The following is a 13,386-nucleotide window of genomic DNA, read 5'->3' on the forward strand; positions in this document are numbered from 1 at the left end:
TCCCAAAGCGAGGTATAAACCCTGTTTTACTTCTGAATTCTGGATTCTGGATTCTGAATTATGCTGTATATTTCATCACCCCTTTTAGAAGGTGAAGGTAGTACGTAGAGTGCCTACATATTCAGTGTCGTTATTGTTGTTGTTCTCTGGATTGAAGATTACCAACAAACCAGGAGTGATTTGAATATTATCTGAAACCTTGTACTTGTAAAGACCCTCTAAGTGATAAGAAGTCCCAGAGTCTAAAGCACTACCTGTTTTTATGCTACCACCAGTAACTTGAGGTGGTTGACCAAAGATCAGACCCAAGACGTTGCCTTCTCCGCCAAAGTCTCTTAAAGCAAGTGTTGCACCATAGTACCAAACCTCTGCATCTTTCCCAGCATTAGCACCAGTTATAGCATCAGCAGTTGTATAGCCTCCCCAACCACTAAGAGCAAACTTAGAGCTAAGTTGGAAGGTAGCCTCTACACCGTAGTTGTTGGATTCGGTACGAGTGTTATTCCCAAAGGGATTGTTGGCAAAAGCACTACCTGTACTTTGGAAAAGGTTGTTGTTAACAGTATTGTTAACAAGATTAGTTTGATAAGTGCGGGCGTAGGTTAGACCAATATTAAAAGCTTTGCTGGGTTGGAAAGATAACTGACCAAAGATCGCGTTATCACCATCCAACAGCCCATTATTAAGGCTAGGGTCGTTAGCAGTCCTAGCTAAATAAGCACCGCTCAAGCTGATCGGTCCCTTAGGATTGAAGGTAACAGTTAAACCAGCGCCACCGGCACCTTGACGATAAATGGGGCTGAAACGTCCATAGCGAGAAAGGGCACCTCTAGCAGAGCTAGCAAAATCAGGGTTGAAGGTATTCACATTCTCCCATAACTCTCCACCAGTGGCATCAACTTTGACACGTACTGCATCACTAAAGTTGAAAGCATAGTTGATTTTATCGATTACAACAGAGTTGCCAGTGCCAGTAACACCGTCATAGCCCAAGCGGGTCATGTTAGTACCGCTCACACCAGCATTAGAAACGATGTTGCCAGCATTCAGACGGATTTGCAACTGGTCTTTACCAGTAAAACTGCTGAACAAGTTCAAACGAACGCGGTCAGAAAAAGTGGTGTTAGAATCCAAGTTTTGATTTGAATTACCAGCAGCAACTGCCCTATTTCCACCAAAAACATCAGACACATTGAAAATGGCTTCCCCAACCAACTTGGTGGTAGTAGAGAACTGATTAGCTTCCAACTCCGAAGTGCGGGCTTCTAGTCCATCGACACGACCACGCAAGGTTGCTAGTTCAGCAGAATATTCTTCTTGTAAGCGCTGTAAAGTAGCCAGGTCTTGTTTGCTGACCAAATCGGCTGTAGCTGTAGCAATCAGTTCGTTAACCCGGTCTAAACAGGCATTCAAACCTGCGGCAAATTCATAACGGGTCAAAGCACGGTTCCCGCGATAAGTACCGTTGGGATAACCTGCAATACAGCCGTAACGCTCAACTAGGGATTGTAAAGCTTGGAATGCCCAATCTGTAGGCTGCACATCCGAAAATTGCGAAACTGATGTTACCTGACCCATGTCGTTAGAATCTTGAGCTTCAGATAACTGGGCAACATTTGTTACCTGTTCGTTGACTTCAGCAGCTAAAGCACTATTCGCAACGAAAAATGTAGCAGCTACAACAACCGGACTAACCTTAAAAAGATTCCAGAATTGTTTTGTCATGTTTTTACTCTCACTCACACCTACAATAATCCAGTCATGATAAAATGCTTATAACACTTTACTTTCGGGGATTCTACACACAATCACAGCCATGATTATACCTTTATCCTGTGATTAATACAAGTCAATTAGCATACTGCTGAACTATAATTTTTAATTAATTTATTTGGTAAAGGCAAAATAATACGGCGTTTGTGACGTAAAACTGTTCCTTCTTCCTCCAACTGTTGTAGGAGCCGGGTAACTGTTACTCGTGTAGTATTTAACACTTCAGCAATATCTTGATGGGTAAGATTTAGATCAATTAGCTTGCCCTTATCTACATCACGTCCAAATTTTTCACTTAACCAGACTAAAAACTGCGATAAGCGTAGCGAAATTGGTTTTCGATGCACAATGCTTAGGAGATCCTCTGCTTGTTGAATATGAGACAACAAAGCATTAATATTTTGATGCCACAAATGATATGGCACAATGCTTACTTCCACGCCTGTGAGACATTCAATCTGGTAGGGCTTGACTCTAGACAAAGGATAGCCAATCAGATCCCCCACTCCCCAATAACCGAGAGTGATGAATGTTCCGTCTTCACTCCACGTTAAGGTACGAACTGCACCGCGATCAATACGCCAAAGCACGTCATTTTGAAGTGGAATTACTTCCCTACGGGTAAATATCTGCTGGGGCAATTGTCCGCTTAAAGCAGAGCTATTTGACACGTCAGAAGAGTTTGAAGTAGGACTTATGGAATACATCATTAACCGTAACTACATAATTATCAGGGAATCTCGCTATTTACAATGATTAAGAAACTCTAATAATTTGTATCAAATTTTACCTATGTTTCTGAAGTGTATTGTTCTCAATCAGAGCTAGAGACTAACTCAAAATCTTTTCATGGAAACAACTTCTGGTTTGAGGTATCTATCCGTGAGATAGAGTGGAATTTTTCAGTTATTTATCCGTTACTTTAATTGTGCAAGTTTAAGAAGAGGTAAGCTTTTAGTAAAATATTTAGTTAACTTATTTTTAATTATTTAGTATTTTCTGAAGACTAAGTAAGTATGTAGGCGCAAATAATTAGAAGATAGTAGGGTGGAATGGCGCTTACTTAACCTGGATTTAGTGGACTAATGAAGCGTCAATTAAGAGCGTTGACCGGTGACAATATATGCTACCCTTTGACCGATATTAGTGGCGTGATCTGCCATGCGTTCCAGGCAACGAATTGCCAGTGCTAGCAGTATAATTGGCTCGACGACACCAGACAGATCGCGTTGTTGGGCTAAAGTCTCATAAACGCGATCGTAAGCATCGTCAACAGTATCATCTAGGTGTTTTAAACGCCGTCCGCCGGCTTCATCGAAATCTCCCAAAGCCTTTAAGCTAGTTGCTAGCATCGCCTGGGCGTGAAGGGACATAGCTTCAATGTCGGGCATTGACGGATGAGGCGGATAAGGAAAAATTTTAATCGCAATCTCAGCTAAATCCTCAGCATAATCGCCAATGCGCTCTAAGTCTCGCACCAACTGCATAAAGGCACTTAAGCAGCGCAAATCTTGAGCCGTAGGCGCTTGCAGCGTCATAATCGCCGTACAGTCTGATTCTATTTGTCTATAAAAGCGATCAATCTTTTTATCTAATCGGGGAAGTTCTTCTGCTGCTGTTAAGTTACGAGCAAATAACGCTTGGTGACTGAGGCGAAATGATTGTTCTACCAAAGCACCCATGCGTAATACATCCCGTTCTAAGCGCCTAATGGCGCGTGCGAGTTGTGGTCTTTGAGGATTGGGACTATAATCGATAGCTTTCACACTTATTGTCTTAAAGGTGAAGATATTATTAACTATAGTCTTGGCTTAAGGAGTTCGCCATAATTTGACGAAATTGGAGTTGCATCCACGCACCACCAGTTTCTGGATGATTCATAGCTTTGATTGAACCACCGTGGGCGATCAGAATTTGCTCAACGATCGCTAAACCTAACCCATTGCCAACGATCGCGCCTATGGAGTTACTATCTTGGGGGGAATGCGATCGCGCTTTATCTCCTCGATAAAATCGCTCAAAAACATGGGGTAAATCTGCCTCAGAAAAGCCGACTCCAGAATCAATAAGATTTATTTCGAGAATTTGGTCAGCAGCATCGCCCCCATTATTCCTTGATATTATTTTTGCTTGGACTTCAATGCTTGTACCAGGAGGACTGTACTTAATGCTATTGTCTAGCAAGTTGAGAAAAACTTGGTAAATACGGGCTTTATCTGCCTTAATCCACAGATTTTCTGGGCCAGAATAAGAAAAAGACAGACTTTGACGCCCTGCCAAAGGTTCTAGTGTTTCCCAGACAGATGCAATCAGCGATCGCAATTCTACAGCTTTGGCTTGCAATTGCATATTTGGGTTTGCTTCCATTTGGGTAAGTTCTAACCAGCTTTGCACCAAGTTAATCAGTCGGTCAACTTCTTGCATTAGGCGGTTAACCCAGCGATTTAAAGGTGGTTCTAAGCGGTTTTGTAAAGTTTCTACAACTAAACGAATCGAAGTTAGCGGTGTTCTGAGTTCGTGTGCTAGATCAGAAAAAGAGCGATCGCGTACTTGATTTATATCTAATAGGGGTTGACGATTTTCTAAAAAGACTCCCACTTGTCCATTGGGTAAAGGCAAGCTAGACGCCCGCAAAGCCAGAGATTTTATTGTTGGCATCTCTGCCGCATCCTCACAAGATGGATGAAATACCCATTCTCCCATCTGTGGTTTTTGCGAATCACGAGTTTGCTCAATTAAATGGTCAAGTTCGTAAGACCGTACCAATTCTAGTAACAAACGCACCTGTTCTGGTTGCCACCTTTGCAGATACAAAATTTCCTGCGCCTGTCGATTACACCACAGCAGTTGATTTTCCTCATCCACCTGCAAATATCCCACTGGTGCAAAATCTAGCAGGTCTTGGTAAGTTTGCAACGACTGCTGCAAATCTTGCCGTTGCTGTTTCACCAGCGTTATTTCCTGCCGCAACCCAGGAATCAGCAACAGTCGCATCTTGTAAAGATGCGAGGTTAACGGTCGGAGTAAGCGCCCCAGGTAGCGGTGAAGTTGAACCTGCTGCCAAACCCAAAACCCAATGCCTACCGCTAAACCCAGAAAAAATCCCAATAAGAGCATTTGAGTTGTTAGTTTCTTGGTGACTATTAAAAACTAACAACTATCTAAACTAATTATCCGAACCTATAGCCAAAACCTCGTACAGTCACAATATATTCGGGATGACTAGGGTCTTGCTCTAATTTTTCGCGCAACCACCGAATGTGAACATCTACAGTTTTACTATCGCCGACGAAATCAGGCCCCCAAACCTGATCGAGCAATTGTTCCCGTGACCATACCCTACGAGGGTAACTCATAAACAGTTCCAGCAAGCGAAACTCTTTAGGGGAAAGACTCACCTCTTGACCACGAACCAGCACCCGACATTCTTGGGGATTCAAGGTGACATCCTTGAATTTTAATACTGGTACTTGTGGTAAACTACTTAGGCGTTGGCGGCGGAGTAAAGCGCGACAACGAGCCACTAATTCGCGCATACTAAAGGGTTTAGTTAGGTAGTCATCTGCTCCCACCTCTAACCCCAAAACGCGATCGGTTTCACTACCCTTAGCACTGAGCATTAAAATAGGTACTGGGTTTCCTTGATGACGCAACAAACGGCAAATATCTAGCCCATTGATTTGAGGCAGCATCAAATCAAGAATGACCAGATCAAAAGGAACTTCCCCTGAATTGGTTTCAAAACTTTTGAGATACTCTAGAGCAGACCGCCCATCGGGTGCAGTTATCACCCCATAACCTTCTTCTTCCAGAGCTACAGCTAGCATTTCCTGGATTAATTCTTCATCTTCTACTACTAGAATACGGCTGGTTTGTCCAATGTCCGTTCTGGCAGAATATTTGGTCGATTCACTGGTATACATTGATATCACAAAAGTCGGTGACTGTTCTTGTATCAATTAGGATGATTGAGTCTATTATCTCGCCTTACTGCAACCGCGCTTCTACAAGGGTTAATTCTTTTAGATTTTCTTTACAAAAAGTAATATATGCCACAGCACCCGCCTAAATCATAAATCACTATGGCTGTAATGGCACGCTTATAAAGCCCAAAGGCTTGTGTAGCCTCGTTAAGAGCCGGGAGGCTGGGAATGTATTCTCATAGGCTCTGCCTCTCGTCAAGTCCCTGGAGGCGGAGCCTCCGAGAATCGGTTCCCAGCCTCCAGGCTGGGAACCAGTCATTTTCTTTACAAAAAGTAATGTATGCCACAGCGGACTCCTAAATCATAAATCACTATGGCTGCAAGGTTTTAACAATAAAGAGCAGGTGATAGGGAAAGATATTTTCATGTGACGCAATTACATCAAGGATTGTCTTGACAAGAGCAGATAAAGTTGGGTATATTTACTTTAGTACAAAAGTACTATTACATCTCAAAGGGTAAACTATAACTGAAAAACAGAAAGACACTTATGTGGAAAAATCCTACCCCAACTAAGTGTCAGACTGGAATATTTCAGTATTTCCACTGAGCTAAAAATGTTGATTTCAAGGCTACCCTGATGTCTGCATAGGGTAGTCCTTGGTATGGCTTGCTACCCAATAAATCATTGCCTATTGAAGGGGGTTGGAAGATGAGTATAGTTGGAGTCAAGGACAGCAAACAACAACTAATGCAAGCATTTCAACAAATTATTATCCAAAGAAAAAAGCTGGAATCTAAAATAGCAACCAAACAAGAGGAAGCAGAAAAGGCAAAAAGTCAAGAAATTCTGCAAGCAGCTTCTGCATATACAGTTGATAGTATTGTCAAAGGTTTAGCTGATTTACAATTGGAGTTTGGCAGTATTCTCAACGCATTATCTGAAAAACTAGCTGAGGAGAATTCCAAGTTAGATGAATTGAACCGAGCTATAGAAATTGAAACTCAACGCCTAGAAGAGTTTCAACAAATCAGAGTTGTAGCGGATACTCTAGACATTTTAAGTCAAGAACACCAAGAAAAATTAAAAACCCTAGAACAAGATACGATCAGCAAAAGGGAAGCACTAGAGAAAGAAATTACAATCAGGCGGAAAGAATGGCAAAAAGAGCAAGCAGAGTATGAGGAAGAACTCCAAGCATATAACAATTTATTAGCCAAAGATCGCCAACAAGAACAAGAAGAATCTCAGTATAAGTTAGAAACTACTCGTAAACTCAATACAGACAGTTACGAAGCGATAAAACGCCAACAACAAAGGGAGATACAAGAAAATTCTCAAAATAAACAGAAAGATTGGACAGAACGAGAAAAGATATTCACTGAACGTCAACCACTCTTTGCAGACTATCAACAAAAAGTAGCTACATTTCCTAACGAACTGGAAGAAGCCGTTAAGAAAGCTAGGGAAGAGGCAATTAAAGAAACAAGCCAAAAAGCTAAAATTGAGGCTGATTTATTTGATAAAGAGTGGGAAGCTAATAAACAGAGTTATGAACTAAAAATTCAATCTCTGGAAGAAACAATTAAGAAACAATCTGAGCAAATAGAAGGTATTTCTGCTCAATTGCAAACTGCATTAAAACAATCACAAGATTTAGCGATGAGAGCTTTTGGTAGTTCTAATCCTAAATAGTTATGAGTTTGTAGCATCTTAATCATTTTTAATTCCTGAAGAGGAGGTTTGTTGTGGTGGTAAAAAAACCGACTGATAAGAATACTAAAGTAGAAATTCTTCAGGCGTATGAGGAGTTAGCACAAGAAAAAGCAACGCTGAAATTGCAACTCGATGAAGTTGGCAAACAAAACCAGTCTGGAACTAAAGAACAGCCTAAATTAGAACAAAAAACAGCTATGAATCAGCTTTCTAGTGTCCAAGAAAAGATGAATAATACAATTGAAAGCTTGGCGAAGATTCAATTAGGTTTTGGTAGTTCTGCTAATGAATTATCGGAACAGCTAACCACAAAAGCCTCTAAATTAGAAGGAATCAGGCGAACTTTAGAAGAAGAAATCCAACAATTGACACAGTTGCACAATTTGGAAATTTCTGATAATGTCCTGGATACTCTTATTCAAGCCTATGAAGATAATACCAAAGCTTATCAGGAAGAATATAGCCAGCGTTCTGAAGTGTTATTCCAAGAAATATTAGAGGAAAGGAATACTTGGGGAAAAGAACAGGAGGAACAGCAACGGGCGATAAAAGAACGGAATGAAAACTTGAATAAAACTCGGCAACGGGATGCTTCAGAGTATAAGTATAATTTAGAACTCCAGCGACAACTGGCAAGTGGCGAATACGAACAAGAGCAGAAAGCACTATATAAGCAACTAGAAGAATTACTACAAGAAACAGAAAAACAGTGGGCTGAACGAGAGAAAGCAATTTCTGAGAGAGAGAAACAATTTGAAGAATTAAAAGCGAAGGTAGAGGCTTTTCCGAAAGACAAGGAAGCAGCTATTAAAAAAGCTACAGAAGAAGGCAAAGGCATTGCCTACTACCAAGCTAAAGTCAAATCAGATTTATATTCTAAGGAAGTGGAAGGGCAAAAGCGTTTCTATGAACAAAGACTGCAATCTCTAGAACAAACTATTACTAATCAAGAGACGCGGATTCAAAATCTTTCTAAACAACTTGAATCTGCTCTCAAACAAGTTCAGGATTTAGCAGTTAAAGCTATTGAAGGTAATTCAAATGTTAATTCGTATCAGGCAATCAAAGAAATAGCTTTAGAACAGGCAAAAACTCAAGTTAAAAATAAATAAGCTGATTTCGGAAGAATTCAGGAGTCAGGAGTCAGGAGTCAGAATTCAGGAGTCAGAATTCAGAATTCAGGAGTCAGAATTCAGAATTCAGAATTCAGAATTCAGGAGTCAGAATTCAGTTGGGTATTCTGACCGAGAAAGCGGATGAATAATCGGCGTTTTTGCACCCCCACCAAAATTAAAATTTGGTGGGGGTGCAATCAGTGGCGGGTCTGAATCCGCTCCTGAATTCAGAATAGCTGAATTCTTCTTCAAGTCCCTGACTTACCTCACCCTCAATCCCTCTCCGATATATTGGAGAGGGAAGCTAGATGCCTATTTTGAGGCTCCAGCAGCCCAATCAGGAGCATTTTCAGCCAGAGGCTAGAAACAAGCTTTTCAATGGATTTTAGCCGAGGTTGACACAAACGCACAGATGTGATTTGCTCTCAACCCAGAAATTTAATTCAGTGCCGGTTATTGCGTATGTGCCAAACTATGGAGTAAACAGGAAAGCGGTTATAGATCCCGCCCCGCTTTCCTCCTCGCTCAAACTTTTTTGGCAGGGTTAGACAGTGGGTTTTTCTAATGAAAAAATTTTTGAGATATCTGGGTTTAGGTTTGCTATCTACGTTTTTCACTGCTACTCCCGGATTGGGAGCTGAACGTATTAGCTTTTTTTACCCTCCCTTCGGCGAATTCTACTTATCCGTGGACTCGCTAGAAACTTTTGCGAAAGTTGGTAAAATCGATCAAGACTTTTCATTTTATGCTAGTCGTGCTACTCCTCAACAACTCGCTCAACTGCGGGATCTACTCCAGCAACGCTTCAATGTCACTCCTACACTAGTATCTCAAGTTACCTACTCACCTGTAGGCGAGCAAGTGATGGAACAGCTGGGAGAATTACTCCTCACTGAGTCTCGAAAGAACGGCTTCTATGCCATACGTGCCTCTTTGATTTTGGCTGCTGCTGATCAAAACGGCTTAACAGTTGTGAATTTGCTGCGGAAATTTCCTAGCAATACTATACGGGTGAATTTTACACAGGGGTTAAGCATAGTTGATGATTTGTCGCAATTGCTTAAAAAAAAGGATGAAGTTTTTGCCTCTCTTCAAAAAGAAGCGATCGCAGAAGCAGCCAATTCCACAATTGAGTTCTCCAAACAACCAGATTTGCGATCGCCAGGAAAATTCCACTGGCAGAAAAAAACCTTTGAGCTAAATGACGTTTCTCGCGATCGCCGTCTCCCGGTAGATGTATATTTACCTGAAGGCGGTTCACAAAGCCAACCAGAAGCGCCATTTCCCCTCGTTGTCATTTCTCACGGTCTTGCTTCAGACCGCTCTAGCTTTGTCTACCTGGCTGAACATTTAGCATCTTATGGTTTTGCTGTTGCTGTACTGGAACACCCTGGTAGTAATGCCAAACGTTTTCAGCAATACTTTGCGGGTTTAGCAGGCCCACCAGAACCAGCGGAATTTATCAACCGACCTTTGGATATCAAGTATCTACTCGATGAACTCCAGCGTTTAGAAAAATCTGATCCCACCCTCCAAGGAAAACTCAATTTTCAGCAAGTTGGGGCGATTGGTCAGTCTTTTGGCGGTTATACTGTTTTGACTCTAGCAGGAGCAAATATTAACTTTAACCAACTCCGCCGAGACTGTAATGCCAATTATTCATCCTTTAATTTGTCACTCTTGTTGCAGTGTGAAGCAAGTAAATTACCCATAAAAAATTACGATCTCAAAGACGATCGCATCAAGGCAATCATTGCAATTAATCCCATTGACAGCTTAATTTTGGGTCAGGCTGGAGTCGGTCAAATTAAAATGCCTGTAATGCTGGTAGCAGGTAGTCAAGATATTTTCGCCCCACCCGTATTTGAGCAAATTCGCCCCTTCACCTGGCTTTCTGATCCCAATAAATATCTAGCTTTGATCGAAAACGCCACCCATTTTTCCGCGATCGCTGAACCTACTTCTCAAAACGGTGCCTTACCTGTGCCACGCGCTTTGCTGGGTCCCGATTCTGCTCCTGTTTATTCCTATCTCAAAGCCCTCAGCGTCGCTTTTTTAGAAACCCATCTCCTGAACCACCCTGAATACCGTTCCTATTTGCAGCCATCCTACGCCATATTCATCAGTAAAGAGCCGCTTAATCTCAGTCTTTTACAATCGTTGTCAGCAGATCAATTCAATCAAATTTGGAATGGGTCAATTCCCCAGTCAGTCAAACCATCAAATCTTCAACCTACCCCTACTCCTGGACATCTGTGAGAAGTTGATGTAATGGACTATGCCCAAGCGACCAAAACAAAACTCTGACCACGCACAAGGGGAAAACGTTGACTGTAACGCAGTTGGTGAACTTTTGTAAAGAATTGGCTGGCTCTGCGTAAAACTGATGAGCGGAACTGATAACTCATATAGACACTGCGCTGTCCAATTATCAGGCAGGACTTTTTTATGAACTTTTGTAAAGAATTGGCTGGCTCTGCATAAAACTTGTGCGCCGACCGTAAAGTAAGCAGGTACTAAGCTCTGGCGCGTCTAACTTGGACTTTTTATGGTCTAGAACCCTTATTGCAACCAGAACACTCTGGAAAATTAAAGACGCAACATCTTACCTTGAGGAACTTCGATAGTAAACAAGTAATGATTCTAGGTGAAAGTTCAACATGAAAAAATTGTTTGCATTAATTGAAAAAGAATCCTTACTATTTGCTCAATTACCCTTCTTTGAGTTTTTAGGAAATAAAAGCATTGATCTTATACAAAGATTATCTTTTGCTCCTTGTTTTGCATTTTTTGTCATGGGATATGGAGATTTCAACCAGTTTGTTTGCTTAGAACAACCAAGATTTAACCCAATTCCAGATATTGTTAACAAACAAATCCGTGAAGAAGAGAATCATTGGATATGGGTTTTAAAAAATTTAGAAGACTTTAATTTTAACCGATTCTTAAATTTCACTGACTCTTTAAAATTTAACTTGATTGAGCAGACAGTGATTTTTAGACAAAGAATTTACGAACTATATCGGCGAACTTTTCAAGTTAATCCCATTTATAAGCTAGTAGCTATTGAGTCGATAGAATCGATCTCGAATATTTTTTTATCAATAATTGCACCAGCCACTCAAAAATTAAAAGTTATTACTAATCGAGAGTATCCGTATTTTAAAAATCCTCATTTACTCGTTGAAAATCACCACAATATTTATTTTAATAAAACAAAAGAATTTATTGCAAGTATGCATTTAGCAGAAGATATTCGCAAGCAAGCCGGTGAATTAGTTAATAAAATTTTTGACCACAATATTTATTTTAATAAAACAAAAGAATTTATTGCAAGTATGCATTTAGCAGAAGATATTCGCAAGCAAGCTGGTGAATTAGTTAATAAAATTTTTGAACTGTTTACAGCCTTAGTAGATGTGCTTATTAATTTTGCTGAAAAATCTAAGATTAAACAATTATTAAATTGGAGGCGGAGTGGCTTTGACTCCGCTTCCGCATCTGCCTATAAATCTGTTAACAGCCTTGCTTTTCTCAGAATAAATGTTAGTAGAGTTTCTTTTTTGGAAATGATTTCCGCTGAAATTTCCATCCCTGCTTTAAGAGGATACGATTTATCGCCCTTTTTTAAATAAAGTTTCTGTCCCTCAATTGTCACTTCATAGTAAGGTGCAATTGGAATATTACTATTACCTTGAGATGTAATGGCGTCGGCACTAATATCTCTGACAGCACCTTGGAGGATTCCATAATCTGGGTACGGATACGCAGAAACCCGCATTTTTACTTCCCCCTCTGGACATTTTGTTACTTGTGCGACTTTACACAGCTTCACTTTACTAATATCAGAAGCTGCAACACGGGCTTTGATCACCAGAGGGGCTTTGTTGGGAGCAATTTGAGCGATTACATCCCCAGGACGCACAACTTGCCCAGCATTTCTTAATTCTAGTTTGAGGATAGTACCGGCCTCTGAGGTACGAATTACAGTTTTTTGCAGTTCCGTAAAAATTTGTTTAAGGTCTTGTTGAGCGCTGCTAATTTGGTTTTGGATTTCAACTTGACGCCTGATGATTTCCTCTTCCTCTTTGTTCAATTGAGCCAGGGTAGATTCACCCTTTGTCAATTCTTGAGCAATGCGTTCTTGGGCGATCGCCACATTAGCATCACTAGGATTCAGTCCAGCTTTAGCATTTTCCAGTCTAGCAGTAGCAGCTTTAAAAGCTTGTTCTTTTTCTTTAATTTCGAGAGTAGCGATCGCGCCTGTATTTCCCAGCTGCTCATATCCCTTGAGTTGCTGTCTAGCTAATTCAAGAGAGGCTTCTAATTCTTGTACTTCCGTCTGAGTAGTGATTTGCTTATCTTGATAGTCTCTTTTGTTGCGACTCAAGTCTGATTTTGCAGATGCGATCGCCTGTCGCATTGCATTAGACTCAGCAGCCATTTGAGCTTTTAGCGCTTTGAGTTGTGCATCGATTTGCGATCGTTGTAACTGATTCTGCTGAATAGTTCCGAGTATTTGGCTTTTTTTAGTTTGCAATTGGGAGTTGTCGATCAGTGCGATCGTATCTCCCTTTTTCACAACTTGATTTTCTTTAACCTTGATACTTATGATTGTTCCCTCAGCTGCTGCTTGCACTAACCGTATTTCTCCGGTTGGGCGGACAGTAGCATCAGCTTTCACTATTATGTTGTATTGAATGACACTAGCAAGTCCGAAGGCAGTGCCAACACTTCCAATTAAAAATATCCCTCCCAACCTTGTCCATATACTGACTGGCGGAAGATATTCGTCGTTTTCGACTAGGCGAAGAAAGTCTGCTTGGGGGTCAATTAGCATGAATTGTAAAAAACATTT

General features: G+C 40.9%; 9 protein-coding genes. 3 read left to right on the plus strand and 6 right to left on the minus strand.

Annotated elements, in window-relative coordinates:
• Positions 1–84 precede the first annotated feature (84 nt).
• The 5 genes from V7K27_RS28215 to V7K27_RS28235 all read right to left on the minus strand — a co-directional run bounded on the left by V7K27_RS28215 (position 85) and on the right by V7K27_RS28235 (position 5,696).
• On the minus strand, positions 85–1,725 hold the full coding sequence (locus V7K27_RS28215; RefSeq protein WP_334951679.1) for an iron uptake porin: 1,641 nt from the start codon (positions 1,723–1,725) through the stop codon (positions 85–87).
• A gap of 128 nt (positions 1,726–1,853) precedes the next feature.
• Positions 1,854–2,483 (minus strand): Crp/Fnr family transcriptional regulator, encoded by a 630-nt coding sequence (locus V7K27_RS28220; protein ID WP_334951680.1) that lies wholly within the window; start codon positions 2,481–2,483, stop codon positions 1,854–1,856.
• A 387-nt stretch (positions 2,484–2,870) separates the two neighbouring features.
• Entirely contained in the window at positions 2,871–3,539 is a 669-nt protein-coding gene (gene phoU, locus V7K27_RS28225) for a phosphate signaling complex protein PhoU (RefSeq protein WP_334951681.1), read from the minus strand.
• A gap of 28 nt (positions 3,540–3,567) precedes the next feature.
• Positions 3,568–4,890: a sensor histidine kinase gene (locus V7K27_RS28230; protein WP_334951683.1), complete on the minus strand. Its 1,323-nt coding sequence runs from the start codon at positions 4,888–4,890 to the stop codon at positions 3,568–3,570.
• 53 nt (positions 4,891–4,943) lie between these two features.
• A complete protein-coding gene (locus V7K27_RS28235; RefSeq protein ID WP_334951684.1) occupies positions 4,944–5,696 on the minus strand; it encodes a response regulator transcription factor in 753 nt (250 codons plus the stop codon).
• 712 nt (positions 5,697–6,408) lie between these two features.
• Between V7K27_RS28235 and V7K27_RS28240 the strand changes: the two genes are divergently transcribed.
• From V7K27_RS28240 to V7K27_RS28250, 3 genes are all read left to right on the plus strand, one after another.
• Positions 6,409–7,392 (plus strand): hypothetical protein, encoded by a 984-nt coding sequence (locus V7K27_RS28240; protein ID WP_334951685.1) that lies wholly within the window; start codon positions 6,409–6,411, stop codon positions 7,390–7,392.
• Between the two features lie 53 nt (positions 7,393–7,445).
• Positions 7,446–8,525, plus strand: a complete 1,080-nt coding sequence (locus tag V7K27_RS28245) for a hypothetical protein (RefSeq protein WP_334951686.1) — start codon at positions 7,446–7,448, stop codon at positions 8,523–8,525.
• Between the two features lie 567 nt (positions 8,526–9,092).
• A complete protein-coding gene (locus V7K27_RS28250; protein WP_334951687.1) occupies positions 9,093–10,787 on the plus strand; it encodes an alpha/beta hydrolase in 1,695 nt (564 codons plus the stop codon).
• A gap of 1,246 nt (positions 10,788–12,033) precedes the next feature.
• Here the strand turns inward: V7K27_RS28250 and V7K27_RS28255 are convergent.
• Positions 12,034–13,368 carry an HlyD family efflux transporter periplasmic adaptor subunit gene (locus tag V7K27_RS28255; RefSeq protein ID WP_334951689.1) on the minus strand — a complete coding sequence of 445 codons (1,335 nt, stop codon included), beginning with the start codon at positions 13,366–13,368 and terminating at the stop codon, positions 12,034–12,036.
• Positions 13,369–13,386 lie beyond the last annotated feature (18 nt).

Source organism: Nostoc sp. (assembly GCF_036919575.1).
In the GTDB taxonomy this organism is placed as follows: Bacteria; Cyanobacteriota; Cyanobacteriia; order Cyanobacteriales; family Nostocaceae; genus Nostoc.